At 71.5% G+C, this 18,114-nt stretch carries 21 protein-coding genes and 1 pseudogene; 13 read left to right on the top strand and 9 right to left on the bottom strand.

All coding sequences use genetic code 11. The annotated features are described in order from the left end of the window. Window positions 1-98: 98 nt before the first annotated feature. Together GSY65_RS23770 and mca are read right to left on the bottom strand one after the other, a co-directional pair. A complete protein-coding gene (locus GSY65_RS23770) occupies window positions 99-350 on the bottom strand; it encodes a hypothetical protein (protein WP_159772234.1) in 252 nt (83 codons plus the stop codon). A gap of 21 nt (window positions 351-371) precedes the next feature. After that, window positions 372-1,223: a mycothiol conjugate amidase Mca gene (gene mca / locus GSY65_RS23765; protein ID WP_201452823.1), complete on the bottom strand. Its 852-nt coding sequence runs from the start codon at window positions 1,221-1,223 to the stop codon at window positions 372-374. Window positions 1,224-1,470: 247 nt separating this feature from the next. Here mca and GSY65_RS23760 point away from each other — a divergent pair, with 247 nt between their 5' ends. From GSY65_RS23760 to arr, 3 genes are all read left to right on the top strand, one after another. Beyond that, the gene (locus GSY65_RS23760; protein WP_159772228.1) at window positions 1,471-1,869 is read left to right on the top strand and encodes a DUF4307 domain-containing protein; all 399 of its coding nucleotides are present in this window, start codon (window positions 1,471-1,473) and stop codon (window positions 1,867-1,869) included. Window positions 1,870-2,056: 187 nt separating this feature from the next. Then, entirely contained in the window at window positions 2,057-2,557 is a 501-nt protein-coding gene (gene greA / locus GSY65_RS23755; RefSeq protein WP_159772225.1) for a transcription elongation factor GreA, read from the top strand. A 164-nt stretch (window positions 2,558-2,721) separates the two neighbouring features. Beyond that, on the top strand, window positions 2,722-3,132 hold the full coding sequence (gene arr, locus GSY65_RS23750) for an NAD(+)--rifampin ADP-ribosyltransferase (protein ID WP_159772222.1): 411 nt from the start codon (window positions 2,722-2,724) through the stop codon (window positions 3,130-3,132). A gap of 216 nt (window positions 3,133-3,348) precedes the next feature. Here arr and GSY65_RS23745 read toward each other — a convergent pair whose 3' ends face one another. The 3 genes from GSY65_RS23745 to ilvA all read right to left on the bottom strand — a co-directional run bounded on the left by GSY65_RS23745 (window position 3,349) and on the right by ilvA (window position 6,591). After that, a complete protein-coding gene (locus GSY65_RS23745) occupies window positions 3,349-4,146 on the bottom strand; it encodes an ABC transporter permease (RefSeq protein WP_159776320.1) in 798 nt (265 codons plus the stop codon). A 5-nt stretch (window positions 4,147-4,151) separates the two neighbouring features. After that, on the bottom strand, window positions 4,152-5,168 hold the full coding sequence (locus GSY65_RS23740) for an ATP-binding cassette domain-containing protein (protein ID WP_159772219.1): 1,017 nt from the start codon (window positions 5,166-5,168) through the stop codon (window positions 4,152-4,154). Between the two features lie 193 nt (window positions 5,169-5,361). After that, entirely contained in the window at window positions 5,362-6,591 is a 1,230-nt protein-coding gene (gene ilvA, locus GSY65_RS23735) for a threonine ammonia-lyase (protein WP_159772216.1), read from the bottom strand. 164 nt (window positions 6,592-6,755) lie between these two features. On the opposite strand from ilvA, the gene GSY65_RS23730 reads away from it, so the two are divergent. From GSY65_RS23730 to GSY65_RS23720, 3 genes are all read left to right on the top strand, one after another. After that, window positions 6,756-7,250 (top strand): MarR family winged helix-turn-helix transcriptional regulator, encoded by a 495-nt coding sequence (locus tag GSY65_RS23730; RefSeq protein ID WP_201452822.1) that lies wholly within the window; start codon window positions 6,756-6,758, stop codon window positions 7,248-7,250. 208 nt (window positions 7,251-7,458) lie between these two features. Then, window positions 7,459-7,950: a sigma factor-like helix-turn-helix DNA-binding protein gene (locus GSY65_RS23725; protein WP_201452640.1), complete on the top strand. Its 492-nt coding sequence runs from the start codon at window positions 7,459-7,461 to the stop codon at window positions 7,948-7,950. Continuing rightward, complete coding sequence (locus tag GSY65_RS23720; protein ID WP_159772210.1) at window positions 7,947-8,195, top strand: hypothetical protein; 249 nt, start codon at window positions 7,947-7,949, stop codon at window positions 8,193-8,195. Before GSY65_RS23725 ends, GSY65_RS23720 begins: the two co-directional genes overlap by 4 nt. A 13-nt stretch (window positions 8,196-8,208) precedes the next feature. On the opposite strand, the gene GSY65_RS23715 is transcribed toward GSY65_RS23720, so the two are convergent. Further along, window positions 8,209-9,360 carry a cystathionine gamma-synthase gene (locus GSY65_RS23715; RefSeq protein ID WP_159772207.1) on the bottom strand — a complete coding sequence of 384 codons (1,152 nt, stop codon included), beginning with the start codon at window positions 9,358-9,360 and terminating at the stop codon, window positions 8,209-8,211. Window positions 9,361-9,497: 137 nt separating this feature from the next. Between GSY65_RS23715 and GSY65_RS23710 the strand changes: the two genes are divergently transcribed. The 4 genes and pseudogenes from GSY65_RS23710 to GSY65_RS23695 all read left to right on the top strand — a co-directional run. Beyond that, on the top strand, window positions 9,498-10,616 hold the full coding sequence (locus GSY65_RS23710) for a hypothetical protein (protein ID WP_159772204.1): 1,119 nt from the start codon (window positions 9,498-9,500) through the stop codon (window positions 10,614-10,616). A gap of 315 nt (window positions 10,617-10,931) precedes the next feature. Next, complete coding sequence (msrA, locus tag GSY65_RS23705) at window positions 10,932-11,603, top strand: peptide-methionine (S)-S-oxide reductase MsrA (protein WP_159772201.1); 672 nt, start codon at window positions 10,932-10,934, stop codon at window positions 11,601-11,603. Window positions 11,604-11,638: 35 nt separating this feature from the next. Beyond that, entirely contained in the window at window positions 11,639-12,283 is a 645-nt protein-coding gene (locus GSY65_RS23700; RefSeq protein ID WP_159772198.1) for a hypothetical protein, read from the top strand. After that, window positions 12,284-12,391 (top strand): annotated as a pseudogene (locus GSY65_RS23695) (peptide-methionine (S)-S-oxide reductase MsrA); the annotation flags it as partial. Window positions 12,392-12,536: 145 nt separating this feature from the next. Here GSY65_RS23695 and GSY65_RS23690 read toward each other — a convergent pair. Beyond that, entirely contained in the window at window positions 12,537-12,992 is a 456-nt protein-coding gene (locus GSY65_RS23690; RefSeq protein ID WP_159772195.1) for a DUF5707 domain-containing protein, read from the bottom strand. A gap of 330 nt (window positions 12,993-13,322) precedes the next feature. Between GSY65_RS23690 and GSY65_RS23685 the strand changes: the two genes are divergently transcribed. Continuing rightward, a complete protein-coding gene (locus GSY65_RS23685) occupies window positions 13,323-13,994 on the top strand; it encodes a hypothetical protein (protein WP_159772192.1) in 672 nt (223 codons plus the stop codon). Between the two features lie 141 nt (window positions 13,995-14,135). Beyond that, complete coding sequence (msrA, locus tag GSY65_RS23680) at window positions 14,136-14,798, top strand: peptide-methionine (S)-S-oxide reductase MsrA (protein ID WP_159772189.1); 663 nt, start codon at window positions 14,136-14,138, stop codon at window positions 14,796-14,798. Window positions 14,799-15,114: 316 nt separating this feature from the next. On the opposite strand, the gene GSY65_RS23675 is transcribed toward msrA (GSY65_RS23680), so the two are convergent. Beyond that, entirely contained in the window at window positions 15,115-16,158 is a 1,044-nt protein-coding gene (locus tag GSY65_RS23675) for an NAD(P)-dependent alcohol dehydrogenase (protein ID WP_159772186.1), read from the bottom strand. 173 nt (window positions 16,159-16,331) lie between these two features. On the opposite strand from GSY65_RS23675, the gene GSY65_RS23670 reads away from it, so the two are divergent. Continuing rightward, a complete protein-coding gene (locus GSY65_RS23670) occupies window positions 16,332-17,258 on the top strand; it encodes a helix-turn-helix domain-containing protein (protein ID WP_159772183.1) in 927 nt (308 codons plus the stop codon). A 123-nt stretch (window positions 17,259-17,381) separates the two neighbouring features. On the opposite strand, the gene GSY65_RS23665 is transcribed toward GSY65_RS23670, so the two are convergent. Further along, window positions 17,382-18,065 (bottom strand): ABC transporter ATP-binding protein, encoded by a 684-nt coding sequence (locus GSY65_RS23665; protein WP_159772180.1) that lies wholly within the window; start codon window positions 18,063-18,065, stop codon window positions 17,382-17,384. Window positions 18,066-18,114: the final 49 nt, after the last annotated feature.

The following is an 18,114-nucleotide window of genomic DNA, read 5'->3' as shown; positions in this document are numbered from 1 at the left end:
ATGTCGGTGCCGCCGCCCCGATGCCCGGTGCCGGTGTCGGAGCCGGTGCCGGGCCGCGCGGTGTCACGGAATCATGCCGTCGGAGCGGCGCGGGGGTGTCAGCCCTTCGCCGGGGACGTCTTCCCGGACGCCGGGGACGTGCCGGACCCCTTGCCGGAGGCGACCGGGTCCGGCGTCTCCTCGAAGTCGACCTTGCCCATGTGCTTGTTCATGGACTTCATCAGGCCCCAGACGGCCAGGGCCATCACCGCGAAGACGATGAAGCCGAGGACGCCGGGGGTGACCTTGTCCTTGTCCAGCTCCTTGGCGAGGGGGAGGACGTGCGTGGTGACTGCCAGGCTGAAGCTCATGTCTGGCATTGTCCCCCAGGGCTAGCGGATGCCCGCAAAGAGGTCGTCCTCCGGGAGCGAGGTGTCCACGAGTGACTTCGCGAGCTCGTACTCCTCGGTGGGCCAGACCTCCTTCTGGATCTCCATCGGGATGCGGAACCAGCCGCCCTCGGGGTCGATCTGCGTGGCGTGGGCGATGAGGGCCTTGTCGCGGATCTCGAAGAACTCGGCGCACGGGACGTGCGTGGTCAGGGTGCGGTCCTTGTGGCCGGACTCGTCCCACCGCTTGAGCCAGTCCGCGTACGGGGACTCCAGGCCGCGGGCGATCAGGGCGTTGTGCAGGGCCTCGGTGCGGGGACGGTTGAAGCCCTGGTTGTAGTACAGCTTCTGCGGCTGGAACGCCGGGCCGTACGCGTCCTCCGGGTACTTCTCGGTGTCCGCCGCGCCCTCGAACGCCACCATCGAGATCTTGTGGGTCATGATGTGGTCCGGGTGCGGGTAGCCGCCGTTCTCGTCGTAGGTGGTGATCACCTGGGGACGGAACGCCCGGATCTTCCGGACCAGCTCACCGGCCGCCTTGTCGACGTCCTCCAGGGCGAAGCAGCCCTCGGGGAGGGGAGGCAGGGGGTCGCCCTCGGGGAGACCGGAGTCGACGAAGCCGAGCCACTCCTGCTCGACGCCGAGGATCTCGCGGGCCTCGTCCATCTCCTTCTTGCGTACCTCGTGAATGTGTTCCTCGATGTACTTGTCGCCCTGGAGCTTCGGATTGAGGACGGAGCCGCGCTCCCCACCCGTGCAGGTCACGACCAGCACGTCCACCCCCTCGGACACGTACTTCGCCATGGTGGCCGCCCCCTTGCTCGACTCGTCGTCGGGGTGTGCGTGCACGGCCATCAGTCGCAGCTGGTCAGTCAAGACTCATTCCCTCGTCAGTCGGCGCCCGGCCTGTACTTCGGTGACTCGGCCCGGCGCGATCCGGTGAGCCAATACTGCCGTCCCGCGCGGACACCCCCGTCGGGGCGGCCGTCAGGCGCTGGGCGGGAGGCTTCTATAGTGACCGAATCGGGGGGCGGGATATTCCCGGTCCAGACCTTGGACCCCCGTGGGGGACCGCGTTCCGGCCCACTCCGAGAGGACGATCATGAGTACGGCGAGCACCCAGCTGCCCGAGGGCCGCTACGGCCGCTCCGCGGACGAGCGCGCCGACCGCAGACTCAAGGTCATCGGCGCCGTCCTGGGCGCCGCCCTGCTCGTGCTCATCGGCTGGTTCGCGTACCACTACGTCGCCGGGAACAGGATCAGTGTCGAGATCTACACCTTCGAGACGTCCGCGAAGTCGGTGAAGGTGCGCCTGACGGGCGACAAGGACGCCGGTGTCGAGGGGTACTGCACGGTTCGCTCCCAGGCGGAGAACGGTGCCGAGGTCGGCCGCGCCGACTTCCGGTTCGACGCCGCCACCACCGACATCGACGAGGTCGTCACGCTCCAGACCACCTCCCGCGGAACCACGGCGGAGCTGGTCGGCTGCCACGTCGGCTGATCCGGTCCGCGCCCTCGGCGTGTGACGCCCGGAGCACCGCGCTGAACTGCGGTGACGCAATGCTTGTGGTTTATGTCCTCCCCCTTGGGCCACTGAATTGTTAGGCTCGTGGTTTCGCCCACTCATGAGGGAACATTCTTCTGGGTAGGGCGATGCTTTGTATTCCCAGTACCTACGAGGAGCACCTGTGACCCAGACCAGCGAGAACGTCACCTGGCTGACCCAGGAGGCGTACAACCAGCTCAAGGCCGAGCTGGAGTACCTGTCTGGTCCTGCGCGCACGGAGATCGCCGCCAAGATCGCGGCCGCGCGCGAGGAGGGCGACCTGCGCGAGAACGGCGGGTACCACGCGGCCAAGGAAGAGCAGGGCAAGCAGGAGCTCCGTGTGCGCCAGCTGACCCAGCTCCTGGAGAACGCCAAGGTCGGCGAGGCACCCGCGTCGGCGGACGGCGCGGTGGCGCCCGGCATGGTCGTGACCATCGCCTTCGACGGCGACGAGGACGACACCCTGGCGTTCCTGCTCGCCTCCCGCGAGTACGCCAGTTCGGACATCGAGACCTATTCGCCGCAGTCCCCGCTCGGCTCGGGCGTGATCGGCAAGAAGGTCGGCGAGGACGCCCAGTACGAGCTGCCGAACGGCAAGCTCGCTTCCGTGCGGATCCTGAAGGCCGTGCCGTACCAGAGCTGAGCGGCAGCGGAGCCGGCCCGCGCGACCGCGTCGCCGCCTCCGCGCCTCCGGCCCCGGCCTGCCCACGCGCCCCCCGGCACCCTCGGCGCCGGGGGCCTCGTCATGCCCGCCGGGGGCGCGCCGCGGGCCCCCGGTGCGGCTCCCCCGGTTGCTAACCTGGCCCGATGGATGAGGCGTTGGACGAGGGGCCGTTCTACCACGGTACGAAGGCCGAGCTGAGCGTCGGCGATCACCTCACAGCCGGCTTCCGCTCCAACTACCGGCCCGAGATCGTGATGAACCACATCTACTTCACGGCGGTGCGCGACGGTGCCGGGCTCGCCGCGGAACTCGCGGCCGGCGGCGGGGCCCCGCGGGTGTACCTCGTCGAACCCACCGGGGAGTTCGAGAACGACCCGAACGTCACCGACAAGAAGTTCCCCGGCAACCCCACCCGCTCCTACCGCAGCAGGGACCCCCTCAGGATCGTCGGCGAGGTCACCGACTGGACGCGGCTGACCCCCGAAGCCCTCCAGATGTGGCGCGACCGGCTCGCCGCGATCCGCGCGGACGAACGCGCCGAGATCATCAACTAGTCCCGCGGCAGGCAACGTTTGCCCGTCGAAGAGCGGCGTTTGGTGCGTGCTCTCGGCGTGCCGGGCGCACGTCCCCGTACGGGATGTACTCGGGCTTGTGCCCGGTGCGGCGAGAGTGCGTGCCGGGCGTAGCGACGGGGCAGACGTCGCCCGTCGCGGCACTAGCCGTCCTCTCTCTTCCCTGGGGGCCGTCGACGGAGTCGGGGCGGCCCGTGATCAGCCGGCGGCCTGGCGGTACTTGCGGACCGCGAGGGTGCGGAAGATGGCGATGATCACGATCGAGTAGATGATCGAGGCCCAGATGGGGTGCGCCATCGGCCAGGCGTCGGACGGGGAGACGCCCGGGTCGCCGAAGAGCGTGCGGCAGGCCTGGACGGTCGCGCTGAACGGGTTCCACTCGGCGATCGGCTGCAGCCAGGACACCATCTGGGAGGAGTCGACGAACGCGTTGGAGATGAAGGTCACCGGGAAGAGCCAGATCAGGCCCCCCGAGGTGGCCGCTTCGGGGGTGCGGACGCTCAGGCCGATCAGGGCACCGATCCAGGTGAAGGCGTACCCGAGGAGCAGCAGCAGGCCGAAGCCGGCCATGACCTTGCCGAAGTTGGTGGGCTCCGCGTAGCCGGGGCGCCAGCCGACCAGGAGCGCGACGACCGCCAGGACGAGCAGGGTGAGGGCGGTCTGCACGAGGTCGGCCATGGTGCGGCCGGTGAGGACCGCGCCGCGCGCCATGGGCAGGGAGCGGAAGCGGTCGATCAGGCCCTTGTGCATGTCGTCGGCGATGCCCGCGCCGGCACCGGCGGTGGCGAAGGTGACGGTCTGCGCGAAGATGCCGGCCATCAGGAAGTTCTTGTAGACGTCCGGGTCCGTCGAGCCGCCGATGCTCATCGAGCCGCCGAAGACGTACGTGAAGAGGACCACGAACATGATCGGCTGGATCAGCCCGAAGATCACCATCTCCGGAATCCGGCTCATGCGGATCAGATTCCTGCGGGCGATGACCAGGGAGTCGTTCATGGCGCTCACTTCGCGCCCTCCTTTCTGCGCCCGCGCCCCTTGGCGTCGGCCGTCTCGCCGTCGGTCCCGGCCTCGTCCTTCGTCTCGGCGGTGTGACCCGTCAGGGAGAGGAAGACGTCGTCGAGGGTGGGGCGGCGCAGTCCGATGTCGTCGATCTCGATGCCGCGGGTGTCCAGCTCGCGGATGACCTCGGCGAGGAGCTTGGCCCCGCCGGTGACGGGCACGGTGAGCCGGCGGGTGTGCTGCTCGACCGCCGTCTCACCCTTGCCGAAGCCGTTCAGCACGTCCACCGCGGTCGTGATGTGCTCGCGCTCGTGGACCACGACCTCGACGCGTTCGCCGCCGGTACGGGCCTTCAGCTCGTCGGAGGTGCCGCGGGCGATGACGCGGCCGTGGTCGACGACGGCGATGTCGTGCGCGAGGTGGTCGGCCTCCTCCAGGTACTGGGTGGTGAGGAGCAGGGTCGTGCCGCCGGAGACCAACTGCTTGATCACGTCCCACAGCTGCTGCCGGTTGCGGGGGTCGAGTCCGGTGGTCGGCTCGTCCATGAACATCACCGGCGGTGAGACGACGAGCGCGGCCGCCAGGTCGAGGCGGCGGCGCATGCCGCCGGAGTAGGTCCTGGCGGGGCGGTCGGCGGCGTCGGCGAGGTGGAACTGCTCCAGCAGTTCCCCCGCACGGGCCTTCGCCGCCTTGGCCCGCATCTGGTAGAGCTGACCGACCATCTGCAGGTTCTCACGGCCCGTCAGGTACTCGTCGACCGCGGCGAACTGGCCGGAGAGGCCGACGGAGCGGCGGACGGCGTCGGGGTGCTTGAGGACGTCGATGCCCGCGACCGTCGCGGTGCCCCGGTCGGGGCGGAGCAGGGTGGTGAGGCAGCGGACGGCGGTGGTCTTGCCCGCGCCGTTCGGCCCGAGCAGGCCCAGGACGGTGCCCTCGGGTACATCGAGGTCGACACCGTCCAGAGCCTTGACGTCACCGAAGGTCTTGACCAGACCCTCGGCCTTAATGGCGGCTGGCATGTGTTTTCTCCACGTCGTCGGGGTTCCTGAGCAAAGCCTAGGTTTGTACGTTTCGTTCCGCTGCGGAACGGACACGACGGCGCCGCATCAGCGGCGCAACACACACCATAACGCGATGTATCGCGTCTCTCGATGGATTTCCCCGAACGGGTGACACGAGCGCTCGCGACCTGGGGTTCCGCCGAGTGGGGCGTCAGTCGATGACCGTGTAGCCCGCCTCGCGCAGGGCGTTGCCGACCTCGGCGCAGTGGGCGGGCCCCCTCGTCTCCAGGTGCAGCTCGACCTCCACCTCGGTGAGGCCGAGCCGGGGGTCGGTCCGGACGTGGCTGACGTCGAGGACGTTGGCGTCCGCCGCCGACAGCACCCCGAGGAGGGTGGCGAGGGCGCCGGGGCGGTCGGTCAGCCGGAGGCGGACCTGGAGATAGCGGCCGCCGGCGGCCATGCCGTGGCGCAGGATGCGCTGCATCAGCAGCGGGTCGACGTTCCCGCCGGAGAGCACCGCGACGACCGGCCCCTCGAAGGACCCCGGTTCACGCAGCAGGGCCGCGACGGGACTGGCGCCGGCCGGTTCCACGACCAGCTTGGCCCGCTCCAGGCAGAGCAGCAGGGCGCTGGACAGGTTGTACTCCGAGACGGTGCGGACCTCGTCGACCAGGTCGGCGATGATCCCGAACGGCACGTCGCCGGGCCGGCCGACCTTGATGCCGTCGGCCATCGTCGCCGGGTTCGTGACGGCCACGGGCCTGCCGGCCGCGAGCGAGGGCGGGTAGGCCGCGGCGCCCTCCGCCTGCACCCCGATGATCCGCACGTCGGGCCGTACCGACTTCACCGCGACGGCGATGCCCGCGGCGAGTCCGCCGCCGCCGATGCCGACGACGATCGTGCGCACCTCGGGGCACTGGTCCAGGATCTCCAGGCCGACCGTGCCCTGGCCCGCGATGATGTCGGCGTGGTCGAAGGGGTGGATGAACACCGCGCCCGTCGCCGCCGCGTACTCCTGGGCGGCGGCCAGTGTCTCGTCGACCACCGTGCCGTGCAGGCGCACCTCGGCGCCGTACTCCTCGGTCGCGCTGATCTTCGGCAGGGGGGCGCCCTTCGGCATGAAGACCGTGGAGCGCACACCGAGCAGGGAGGAGGCGAGGGCGACGCCCTGGGCGTGGTTGCCCGCGCTCGCGGCGACCACTCCGGCGGCGCGCTGCTCCGGCAGCAGCCCCGCGATGCGCACGTACGCGCCGCGCAGCTTGAACGAACCCGTCCGCTGGAGGTTCTCGCACTTGAAGTGCACCGGAGCGCCGACGAGCTGCGAAAGGTGCCTGCTGCCCTCCATCGCGGTGACACGTGAAATGCCCGTCAGCATCTTCTGGGCGCCTCGCACGTCGTCGAGCGTCACCCCCGGCAAGGAGTCAGCCGTGCTGTAGCTCATGACTCCAGTCTCGCAGTTCACAGGGGCGCGACGAGGGTGTGACCAAGGCGCGGGACGGGTTTCAGCGGCGCCGGTACACCCCGCGCCCGGTCCGCGTACTCTGTCCCCCACCACCAGCGCCCCACGCATGAATTGAGCCTTTGGCCATGCCCACAACACCTGAAATGTCGATGGACATGACGACCGTCGGTGACACCGGTCTTCTCGACACGTTGCAGCACGAGGTCGCGGTCTTCGCGCGCCGTGCCGAACAGACCCGGCTCGGCGGTGTCGGGCAGGTGCGCAACTCCATGGACCGCGCCGCGTACCTGCTGCTCAACCGCCTCGACAAGGAGGGGCCGATGGGCGTCAAGGCGCTCGCGGCGAGCATGGGGATCGACTCGTCGACGGTCACGCGGCAGGTGGCGCCGCTCGTGGACACCGGTCTCGTCAAGCGCACCTCGCACCCGGAGGACGGCCGCGCGGTGGTCCTCCAGCTCTCCCCGCGCGGACTCTCCCGGCTGGAGGAGGTGCGTTCCTCCCGGCGTCAGTTGATGGCCGAACTGACCCAGGACTGGGCGCCCGAGGAGCGCGAGACGTTCTGCTCCCTGCTCACCCGGTTCAACACCGCGCTCTCGGCCCGCATGGCCGCCGCCCCCGAGGCACCGGCGCCGTCCTGAGCCCCGCGGCTACCGGTTCGCGGGTACGCGCGCGTGGCCGTGCGTCCGACCGGTGTGCCGTCCGGCCGTGTGCGGTACGGCCGTGTGCCGTCCGACTGTGTGCTGCCCGAGTCTTGACCGGGCGCCCGCTCCTGCCCTCATATGAGATCGGGCCCCGTCGTGCGCGGCCGGGCCTACCTGCTCAGGGTCGGCCTCAGGGGGAGGCACGGTGCGAGAACGGAACGTGGCCCAAGCCTCCCGCAGGGACAGGGAGTTCGAGGCGTTCGTCGCGGGTGCGGCGGGGCGGCTGCTGCAGACCGCCACCCTGCTCACGGCGGAACCGCCGGACGACAACCCCCGCGCGCGGCGGCTGCTCACGCACGCCCTCGCCCACACGTACGCCGTCTGGGACGGTCTGCGCGGCGAGGACCCCTACGACCGGACCCGCCGCGAGCTGGCTCTCCGCTTCGAGCGCGGGGTCTGGCACCACCACGGGTTCTACCGTCCCCCGCCCGGTGGTGTGCTGAGGGCGCTCGGTCCGCAGGAGCGGCTGGTCCTCGTCCTCCGGCTCTACGAGGGGGTCGCCGAGGAGCAGACGGCGGCGCTGCTCGGGATGCCCGCCGAACGGGTGCGGGCGATCTGCCTGCGGGCGATGGCCACGGTCCTGCATCCGCGGCGCGAGAAATCCGTCCCCCCGGTGGTGGAGGTGGCTCCGTCATGAACCTGCGGGAGAGGGAGGCCGCCGTACGGCGGATCCTGGACCGGCGGCCGCCGGTCGTGCCGCCCGAGCTGTGCGCGGACGCGGTGCGGCGGGGCGGTCGCATGCTGCGGCGCAGGGCGGCGGCCCGGCACGTGATGTGGCTGGTGCTGCTGGCCGCCGTGGTCGCGTTCGCCGTGTGGGCGTCGACGACCCACCCCTGGGTGGAGCCGCCGTCCACGACGACCCCACCCGTGACCGGCTGGTGAGCGCGGCCGGCGGCTACTTGCCGAGCGCCTGCTGGAGGTCTTCGAGGAGGTCGTCGACGTTCTCGATGCCCACGGAGAGGCGGACGAGGTCGGCGGGCACCTCCAGGGCCGAGCCCGCGGCCGAGGCGTGCGTCATGCGGCCGGGGTGCTCGATCAGGGACTCGACGCCGCCGAGGGACTCGCCGAGGGTGAACACCCTGGCGCGGTCGCAGACCGCGACGGCGGCCTCCTCGCCGCCCTCGACCTGGAAGGACACCATGCCGCCGAACGCCTTCATCTGCTTGGCGGCGACCTCGTGGCCCGGGTGCTCCGGGAGGCCCGGGTAGAGGACGCGGGACACGCGCGGGTGCCGGGTGAGCATGTCGGCGATCCTCGTGGCGTTCTCGCTGTGGCGGTCCATGCGCACGGCGAGCGTCTTGGTGCCGCGCAGCACGAGCCAGGAGTCGAACGGTCCGGCGACCGCGCCCATCGCGTTCTGGTGGTACGCCAGCTCCTCGCCGAGGCCCTGGTCGCCCACGATCAGGGCGCCGCCGACGACGTCGGAGTGACCGCCCATGTACTTGGTTAGCGAGTGCACGACGACGTCCGCGCCGAGCGCCAGCGGCTGCTGGAGGTAGGGGGTCGCGAAGGTGTTGTCGACGACGAGCTTCGCGCCGGCCTCGCGGGCGATCTGCGCGACGGCCGGGATGTCGGTGATGCCGAGCAGCGGGTTGGAGGGGGTCTCCACCCAGACCACCTTGGTCTTCGGGGTGATGGCGGCCCGCACGGCGGCGGGGTCGCTGGTGTCGGCCACCGACCAGTCGACGCCCCACCGGGAGACGACCTTCGCGAAGAGGCGGAACGTGCCGCCGTACGCGTCGTTCGGGATGACCACGTGGTCGCCGGGGCTGAGGAGCGTACGCAGCAGGCAGTCCTCGGCGGCCAGACCGGACGCGAAGGCGAGGCCGCGGCTGCCGCCCTCCAGGGCGGCGAGGTTCTCCTCCAGCGCGGTGCGGGTGGGGTTGGCGCTGCGGCTGTACTCGTAGCCGCCGCGCAGGCCGCCTACGCCGTCCTGCTTGTAGGTCGAGACCTGGTAGATCGGCGGGACGACCGCGCCGGTGAGGGGATCCGCGGTGTTGCCGGCGTGGATCGCGAGGGTCTCGAAGTGCGTGTAGCTGTCGCTCATGCCCCCGAGGGTATGCCGTCCGGCGGGCGAGGGGCGCGCCGTGGCTCCCCGGCCGGGTCCGCGCGGCCCGCGCGGGTCCTCCGGCCCGGCCCCGGCCTCGTTCGCCATTTGTCGGTGGCGTCTGGAACCCTTGGCCCATGGAGATTCTCTGGGGGCTGATGGCGCTGCTCATGATCGGCATGGTGGTGTGGCCGATCGTGGCGCGCCGGCGGGCCGGTATTCAGCAGGTGCACGCGGGGCACCCGGACGCGGCCGATCCGGCGAACTACGGGTTCGTCCGGCAGGAACTGCTGGACATCCGGATGCCCGGCCCCGACCAGGATCTGCTGGACGTGCTCGACGTGGTGCAGCGCACCCAGGACTACCGGGCGGCGCAGCAGCTGCTGGCCGGGACCGAGGCGGACGGCGAGGTGCGCTGGCAGCGGGTGCAGGCGTTCGCGGGCGCGGCCTCGCTGGAGCTGGCGCAACGGCCGGGCGGGGTGGGCGACGCGCCGGGCGGGCAGTGGCTGCGGGTGTGGCGGACGGAGGCCCCCAAGGACGCGGGCGGCGCCGCGGTGCACGCGGAGTTCCTGGTGCAGCAGGCGTGGCGGACGGCGACGCCGGGCACGGACGACTTCCGGATCATCATGGAAGAGGCGAGGTCGGCGTGCGGCGACGCGGCGCTGCTCGCCCCGGGCGACCCGATCCCGTACATCATCGAGCTGTCGGTCGCGCGTGGACTCGGTTACCCGCGCGAGGAGTTCGAGCAGCTCTGGCTGAGGATCCTGGACCGCGCGCCGGCGCACATGGGCGCGCATCTGGCGGCCCTGCACTACTGGTGCGAGAAGTGGCACGGCTCGCGCGAGCAGGCGTACGCGTTCGCCGAGGCGGCCGCGGCACGCGCGCCGCAGGGGTCGCTGCTGGCGGCGATGCCCCTGTTCGCCGTGTTCGAGCACCTGCCCGAGGTGATCGTGGTGCAGGGCTTCTACGAGAGCGAGGTCGTCACCAAGGCGATGCACGGCGCGCTGTACGCGGTGCACTCGGCCCGGCCCGACGACCCGATGCTGGCCCATGTGCGCCACCTGCTGATCTTCTTCCTGGTCCGCGCCGAGCGCTGGGCCGAGGCCATGAACCAGCTCGTGCACGTCGACGGCCATGTGGGCGCCCTGCCGTGGACGCTCGCCTCCGACCCCGCCTCGGACTACGCGATATACCGGGCCCTGGCGGTCGCGGGCTACGAGGCGAACGGCGGCAGCCCGGCGACGCTGCCGCACTGACGACCGGGGCCGGACCGCGCACGCCGCCCGGCCCCACCGGCCCGCCGCTCCAACCCGGTCCCCGGCCTGCTCCGCGACGCTCCGCCCGGCCCCACCGGCCCGCTCCGCCCCGCCCGTTCCACGGCCTGCTCCGCCACACCCCACCGACCCGCTCCGTCACGCCCGTTCCACGGCCCTGACCGGACCGGGTCGACCCCGCCGGGCCGACCACACCGGGCCGGGCCGCCGACCACACCGGGCCGGGCGGAATTCGGGCGGTACCCGGAACGTTCTTCAGGTACCGCCCGCTCTTTCCCGCACGTTCAAGGAGTCACGATGCTCTTCGGCCGCACGCCCCAGCTGCCCACCCCCGAGCAGGCTCTGCGGGGCCGCGCCGAGCTGCCGTTCACCGTGCCCGACCGGCACACCGTGCTCGGCACCCCGCTCCTCGGCCCCTACCCGGAGCACCTGGAGATCGCCGACTTCGGCCTCGGCTGTTTCTGGGGCGCGGAGCGCAAGTTCTGGCAGCTCCCCACGGGCGTGTGGACCACGCTCGTCGGCTATCAGGGCGGCTTCACCGAGAACCCCACCTACGAGGAGGTGTGCTCCGGTCTCACCGGCCACACCGAGGTCGTCCGCGTCGTGTACGACCCGTCCCTCATCTCGTACGAGCGGCTCCTGCAGGTCTTCTGGGAGTCCCACGACCCGACCCAGGGCTTCCGCCAGGGCAACGACGTCGGCACCCAGTACCGCTCGGCCGTCTACACCCACACCCCGGCCCAGGAGGAGGCCGCGGCCGCGTCCCGCGAGGCGTACCAGAAGGTCCTCACCGGCTCCGGCTACGGCACGATCACCACGGAGATCCTCCCGGCGGAGGGCCGCACGTTCTACCCCGCCGAGGGCTACCACCAGCAGTACCTTTCAAGCAGCAAAAACCCGAACGGCTACTGCGGGGTGGGCGGGACCGGGGTGTCCTGCCCGATCGGCGTCGCCAAGGCCGAAGGCTGAGGTCACGGGTGGCCTTCGGAACGTACGCCCGCAGAGTGCGTGACGAGCGGTTGCCGCTCGTCCGACGGCACAGGGCGCTGAGGTGTGCCGTCGGTGACTACGGCCCGCTCGGCTTCAACGCGACCTGGGCGTATCTGAGCGCGACGGCGTGCCCCGCCCCCGATCTGCGCAGGGATGCCGCGGCGTTGTCGCGCGCGCTGGGCACGCTGGAGGAGAGCCGAGCCGCGCACCTCGCCGAGATGGCCGTCTTCGCCGCCCGCCGCAGGGTGGAGAAGGCGGCCGGCCGCCGAACCCCACGAGCGTCCGACACGGCCACTCTGCACGGTCCGCGCTGGCCGAGTTCGACGCCCCCGTCCCGGCTGGGGTTGATCGCCGCCGTGGCGAATCGGCACTCGGCGTTCCAGCGCGCCCCGTACCCCGACGAGACGCTCTCCCCCGACATCGACGTACGCCGACTCAGCCACCTGCACGCCCGGCTCGATGACTGCGCCTCGTCCTACCTCAAGACCCTCGGCCGCCTCGACCGCCCGGCCGCAGCGGAACTGACCGACACCGTCCACAGCATCCGCGGCCTCACCCGGCCCGGTTACTCACCCCTGAACATGTACCTGCTCCCGTGGCTGCGCTTCGCGAACCTACTCACGTACGCCACAACGACCTCCTTGGCGATCGAGCACTGACACCAGCAGTATCTCGACAAGAACCCGGCGGGCTACTGCGGCATCGGCGGCACCGGGGTGTCCTGCCCCATCGGCCTGACGCCCGCGTCGGAGCCGACGGGCCAGTGATCCCAGCCGTGCGGAGGTGAAGGAGACCCCTCTCCCTCCGCAGGGGAGGCGCGGGCGGGCGCAGGGCGCCGCCCGCGCCCGCCCGTTCACTCGTCCGCCCGCCTAGTCTTCACCCGTCCGCCCGCGGGTACGTGCCCGGCCGGGGTCACTCGACCGTGAAGCCGGACGCCTTCCTGTCGAGGGTCGTGGTGCCGTCCTGGGCGGTGGCCAGGACGGCGACGTACCAGGCGCCGCGCGGGGAGGACTCCGCCTCGGAACGGGTGACCTTGACGCTGTAGGTGCAGTGCGTGGCGTCCTTTCCGGCGGGCTCGCAGACGGCCGGCTCCGCATAGGCCATGTCCTTGGCGGTCAGCTCGTCCTCGGCGAAGGACGAGTGCTGCGGCCACGCCAGCACCTTCACGCTCTTGACGCCGGAGGAGCCGGTGACGTCGGTGTCGAAGGTGAGCGAGCCGTCGCGGTCGCCCGCGGGAGCGGTGTAGCGGGCGGTGCTGTGCGCCAGCTCCAACGGCTGGTTCCCGGCGTACGCGAGAGTGAGGGCACCGGCGCCCCCAAGGGCGACGACACCGGCGGCCACGGACAGCAGGACAGTACGTCGGGACACAGGAGACTCCTCAGGAATCCGAGTGGGATCAGGTCGGCGCTTCTCGGTTGCGCCACATCCCCGATACTCGCCGCGCAGCGGCCCGCCGACCATGAGCGCGCCTACTCAACTCAGCCTGAGTAGGGCGGTGTTGCCGACCACAGGGCGCGCGGCGACGACGCCCCGCGGCGCGGGGAGGGACGGGGAGGCACGGAGGTGCCCGGCGCCGCCGGGCCGGGCGTCACGTCTTCGGGGTGCCCTGCCTGGACAGGCCCGGACGGCAGACGTCTGCCGAGGACATGGCCGCATCCCCCGCCCCCTCGGACAGGCAGCCTGCCCAGACACGTGGAAGTGGACAGAAGGCTGGCGACGGCCGCTCAGACGCTGGGCGTCGTGTTCACCGCGGCCGCCACCGTGGGAACAGCCGTCGGCATCACCGAGGAGCGGGTGCTCGCCGTCATCGGCAACAACAGGACGTTCGCCATCGTCGCGGTGGTCCTGACCGGGTTGTCGATCGGTTTGGCCATCGGGTCGATCCTGACCCCCGCCAGCCGGGGAGGGAACGCCGTACAGGTGGTGCTGCTCTGCGGGGCCACGCTCGCCTTCCTGTCGGCGCTCGCGGTCCTCGTGTCCGCCGTCTCGGGGTACGCCTCGGGCAACGGGCGACCCACCGTCACCGTCTTCTCCGCCACCCCGGGCTCTCCGGTGAAGGTGCGGCTGACCGTCCGCGCGAGCGGCGTGGCCGGCAGGAACCGGGTGGTGGTGACCGCCCAGATCTTCGGGAAGGACGGCTCTCCCCTGAGCAGGCTGCCCGTCTACCAGGCGGTACTGCGGCCCGATGACGAGGGCAACGTCCAGCAGGATCTGGAAGTGGTGTGGGAGCGGGGCGACGCCACGCGGCTCACCGTCGTCGCCGACGAGGAGGGGAACAGGGAGATCGATCCGACGTGTGACGCGTACGTGGACGCCCAGGGCAAGGCCTTCTGCGCGTCGATCGAGCTCCCTTCCGTGAAGAAGAACTGAGGGGAAGGCGCGAGCCCCGGCGAGCGCCGCGGAGGCCGCTCCTCGCGGGTCGGGCGTCGTCGCCGTTCGCCTGAAACCCCGCCGGTGTCCGCGGACGCGGGGAGAATGGCGATCGGACGCTACGGACGAGGGGGTGTGCCCATGCTGTTCGGACGGGGCCGGGAGCCGCGGATGCCCACGGCCGAGGAGGCGCCGCCGGGGCGGGCGGCGCTCGCGTACGAGGTGCCCGAGAGGCACGCCGTGCTGGGGACGCCCCTGCTGGGGCCGTATCCCGAGGGGACGGAGGTCGCGTCCTTCGCGATGGGCTGCTTCTGGGGCGCGGAGCGGCGGTTCTGGCAGCTGCCGGCCGGTGTGCGCACCACGCTCGTCGGGTTCCAGGGCGGCTTCACGCCGAACCCGGTCGACGACGAGGTGCGGACCGGGCTCACCGGGCACGCGGAGACGGTCCGCGTGGTGTTCGACCCGGCCGAGGTGTCGTACGAGCGGCTGTTGCGGGTGTTCTGGGAGGGGCACGACCCGACGCAGGGCTTCCGCCAGGGCAACGACGTCGGTACCCATGTCCGCTCGGTCGTCTTCACGCACTCCCCGGAGCAGCGCACCGCCGCCGAGCGGACCCGCACGCGGTACCAGGCGGCGCTGGCAGCCGCCGGGTACGGGGCGATCACGACGTCGATCGTGTCTGCTGAGGAGCACCCGTTCTTTCCGGCGAGCGCGCTGCACCAGCAGTACCTGCACCGGGACCCGGCGGGCTACTGCGGGGCGGGCGGCACCGGGGTGTCCCTGCCCGGAGCGGGACACCTCTGACCCGGGGATCGGCACGCCCTGCCGGGCTCCGGGCTGTCTGCCGGACGCGGTCGTGGGCCGCCGCCTCGGTGGCCCCTGCGCACCGGGGACTTCGGGATCAGCCACGGGGAGCTGCTGCGGGTCGGCGAGGAGGCGGTGGGCCGGGTGGGGGTGCGTCAGGGGCGACGCGGGTCGGGGCCGGGCGCGTGGTTCCGCGCGCCCGGCCCCGACCCGGATGGGATTCCGCCGCCTGGACCGGCTTCCCCCACCCGGATCGGGTTCCCCTACCCGGACCGGCTCCGCCCCCACCCGGATCGGATTCCTCCGGCGACTCGGATCAGATCGTCGCCGTGTCGATCACGAAGCGGTAGCGGACGTCGCTCGCCAGGACCCTCTCGTACGCCTCGTTGATCTGGTCCGCGCGGATCAGCTCGATCTCGGCGCCCAGGCCGTGCTCGGCGCAGAAGTCGAGCATCTCCTGGGTCTCGCGTATGCCGCCGATGCCGGACCCGGCGAGGGTCTTGCGGCCGCCGATCACCGAGAACAGGTTGAGGGCGACCGGCTCCTCGGGCGCGCCCACGTTCACGAACGCGCCGTCGGTCTTGAGCAGGGACAGGTACGCGTCCAGGTTCAGCGGCGCCGAGACCGTCGACAGGATCAGGTCGAACGTGCCCCGCAGTTCCTTGAAGGTCTCCGGGTCGCTGGTCGCGTAGTAGTGGTCGGCGCCGAGCTTCAGCCCGTCCTCCCGCTTGCGCAGCGACTGGGACAGGACGGTCACCTCCGCGCCGAGCGCGTGCGCGAGCTTGACGCCCATGTGCCCGAGGCCGCCCAGACCGACGATGGCGACCTTCTTGCCGGGGCCGGCGTTCCAGTGCTTGAGCGGGGAGTACGTGGTGATGCCGGCGCACAGCAGCGGCGCGGCCTCGTCGAGGGCGACGCCCTCGGGGATGCGCACGGTGAACGCCTCGTCGACGACGATCTTCTCCGAGTAGCCCCCGTAGGTCGGCTCACCGTTCTTGTCGAGGGCGTTGTACGTGCCGACGTTGCCCTGGAGGCAGTACTGCTCCAGTCCGGCCCGGCAGTTCTCGCACTCGCGGCAGGAGTCGACCATGCAGCCGACACCGACGCGGTCACCGACCGCGAACTTCGTGACGCCGGAGCCGACGGCCTCGACGACACCGGCGATCTCGTGGCCCGGGACCATCGGGAAGATCGCCTCGCCCCAGCCCTCCCGGGCCTGGTGGATGTCGGAGTGGCAGATGCCGGCGAACTTGATGTCGATCAGGACGTCGAACTCACCGACCTCGCGGCGCTCGATCGTCGTGCGCTCCAGCGGAGCCTTGGCGGAGGGTGCCGCGTAGGCGGCGACAGTGGTGGACATGCCGAGGGTTCTCCTAGCCGTCGTATCCGTGTCCGGCCTGCCTTCCGGCCGGGCACGGATACGAGCCTGCCCGGGATCGCCGCGTTCACCCAGGTCACGGTTCTGCGTACGTCCGCTGGTCCTACCACTGGCGGGGTCAGGATGCTGGGCGTACGACCGTGAATACTGGACGTATGGACGCACAGCCCGAAGCCGCACAGGACCGGCAGCCGCCCGACGGCCCGGCCGGAGCCCCCCTCGACCGGCGTGCCGAGCTCAGTGAGTTCCTGCGGACCCGGCGGGCCCGGCTGAAGCCGGAGGACGTCGGGCTGCCGGAGTTCGGCCGGCACCGGCGGGTGCCGGGGCTGCGGCGGGAGGAGCTGGCGCAGCTGGCGGGCGTGTCGGTGGCGTACTACACGCGGCTGGAGCAGGGCAACGGTCGCAACGTGTCGGCGGAGGTCCTCGACGCCATCGCGCGCGCTCTCCGGCTGAGCGACGCCGAGCACAACCACCTGACGCACCTCGCGAAGCCGAAGGCGCACAAGAAGAAGCCGTCGGCCCGTCCGCAGCAGGTCAGGGGCGCGCTGCGGCAGCTGATCGACTCGCTGGACGGTGTCCCCGCGTACATCACCGGACGGCGCTCGGACATCCTCGTGTGGAACCGGATGGCGGCGGCGGTGTTCGGGGACTGGTCGGAGCTGCCCGCGCAGGAGCGGAACTGGGCGCGGATGGTGTTCCTGCGGCCCGACTACCGGGACCTGTACATCGACTGGGAGCAGAAGGCCGCCGACATCGTCAGCTACCTGCGGATGGACGCGGGCTGTCACCCGGACGATCCGCGGCTGTCGGCGCTGGTGGGCGAGCTGTCGGTGAAGAGCGAGGAGTTCCGGCGGCTGTGGGCCACGCACGACGTGAAGGAGAAGAGTCACGGGGTGAAGCGCATGCGGCACCCCCTGGTCGGTGACCTGACGCTGTCCTTCGAGTCGTTCCCGCTGCCCGACGACCACGAGCAGACCTTGATCACCTATCACGCCGAGCCGGGCTCCCCGTCCGCCGAGGCGCTGCGCCTGCTGGCCAGCTGGGGCACGGACGCCGCCCGTGCCCGGACGGCGACGTCGTAGGGGTCGGTCCGGCCGTGCCCGGCGGGGAACCGGAGGACCGGGTGAGGAGGGCGGCCCGGCCGGTCCGGCCGACGGTCGCCGTCGGCCGGGACACCTCCCTCACCCCGGAATCCGGGGGCGTTCTCACGCCCCGGCGTTCTCCTTCACCGTGACGCGCCCCTTGCGGATCGTCACGACCCTGGGGGCCTTCCTGGCCAGCGCCGAGTCGTGCGTGACCATGACGAAGGTGAGCCCGTGCTCCTTCCACAGGCCCTCCAGCACCTCCATGATCTCGTCGCGTGTCGACTCGTCGAGGTTGCCGGTGGGTTCGTCGGCGAGCAGGACCTTGGGCCGCTTCACCAGCGCGCGGGCGATCGCGACCCGCTGCTGCTGACCGCCGGAGAGCTCCGCGGGCAGGTGCCCGAGCCGCTCGCCCAGGCCCACCGACTCCAGTGCCTCGGCGGCGCGTTGCCGCCGGTCCCTCGCCTTCACGCCGAGCGGGACGAGCGCCGTCTCGACGTTCTCCTGCGCGCTCAGCGTCGGGATCAGGTTGAAGCTCTGGAACACGAACCCGATGCTCTCGCTGCGCACCCGGGTGAGTCTGGACTCCGACAGCCCGGCCAGGTCGGTGCCGTCGAGTTCGACGCTCCCGGACGAGGGCTTGTCGAGCCCGCCGAGCATCTGGAGCAGCGTGGACTTCCCGCCGCCGGTGGGCCCCTGGATGACGAGCCGGTCCCCGTCCGCGATGGTGAGGTCGACGCCGTCGAGCGCGTTGACGGTGTCCTTGCCCCGGGTGTAGCGCTTGGTCACGCCGGTGAGTATGTACATGGTGCAGCTCCTGGATGGTGTGAGGACGCGGCCGACGTGCCGCTCGGTT

It is taken from the genome of Streptomyces sp. HM190 (assembly GCF_009857135.1).
Taxonomy (GTDB): Bacteria; Actinomycetota; Actinomycetes; order Streptomycetales; family Streptomycetaceae; genus Streptomyces; species Streptomyces heilongjiangensis.
Note: the sequence above shows the minus strand (reverse complement) of the source record. Positions and strands in the feature narration are given on the sequence as shown.

Excerpts from the sequence above, each read along its gene's own strand:
- GSY65_RS23730 (WP_201452822.1), top strand. The coding sequence starts at position 6,756 with ATGTCGATGGACATGACGACCGTCGGTGACACCGGTCTTCTCGACACG.
- GSY65_RS23665 (WP_159772180.1), bottom strand. The coding sequence starts at position 18,065 with ATGTACATACTCACCGGCGTGACCAAGCGCTACACCCGGGGCAAGGAC.
- GSY65_RS23720 (WP_159772210.1), top strand. The coding sequence starts at position 7,947 with ATGAACCTGCGGGAGAGGGAGGCCGCCGTACGGCGGATCCTGGACCGG.
- GSY65_RS23770 (WP_159772234.1), bottom strand. The coding sequence starts at position 350 with ATGAGCTTCAGCCTGGCAGTCACCACGCACGTCCTCCCCCTCGCCAAG.
- msrA (WP_159772201.1), top strand. The coding sequence starts at position 10,932 with ATGCTCTTCGGCCGCACGCCCCAGCTGCCCACCCCCGAGCAGGCTCTG.
- msrA (WP_159772189.1), top strand. The coding sequence starts at position 14,136 with ATGCTGTTCGGACGGGGCCGGGAGCCGCGGATGCCCACGGCCGAGGAG.
- GSY65_RS23715 (WP_159772207.1), bottom strand. The coding sequence starts at position 9,360 with ATGAGCGACAGCTACACGCACTTCGAGACCCTCGCGATCCACGCCGGC.
- ilvA (WP_159772216.1), bottom strand. The coding sequence starts at position 6,591 with ATGAGCTACAGCACGGCTGACTCCTTGCCGGGGGTGACGCTCGACGAC.
- GSY65_RS23760 (WP_159772228.1), top strand. The coding sequence starts at position 1,471 with ATGAGTACGGCGAGCACCCAGCTGCCCGAGGGCCGCTACGGCCGCTCC.
- mca (WP_201452823.1), bottom strand. The coding sequence starts at position 1,223 with ATGGCCGTGCACGCACACCCCGACGACGAGTCGAGCAAGGGGGCGGCC.
- arr (WP_159772222.1), top strand. The coding sequence starts at position 2,722 with ATGGATGAGGCGTTGGACGAGGGGCCGTTCTACCACGGTACGAAGGCC.
- GSY65_RS23670 (WP_159772183.1), top strand. The coding sequence starts at position 16,332 with ATGGACGCACAGCCCGAAGCCGCACAGGACCGGCAGCCGCCCGACGGC.
- GSY65_RS23745 (WP_159776320.1), bottom strand. The coding sequence starts at position 4,146 with ATGAACGACTCCCTGGTCATCGCCCGCAGGAATCTGATCCGCATGAGC.
- GSY65_RS23675 (WP_159772186.1), bottom strand. The coding sequence starts at position 16,158 with ATGTCCACCACTGTCGCCGCCTACGCGGCACCCTCCGCCAAGGCTCCG.
- GSY65_RS23710 (WP_159772204.1), top strand. The coding sequence starts at position 9,498 with ATGGAGATTCTCTGGGGGCTGATGGCGCTGCTCATGATCGGCATGGTG.
- GSY65_RS23740 (WP_159772219.1), bottom strand. The coding sequence starts at position 5,168 with ATGCCAGCCGCCATTAAGGCCGAGGGTCTGGTCAAGACCTTCGGTGAC.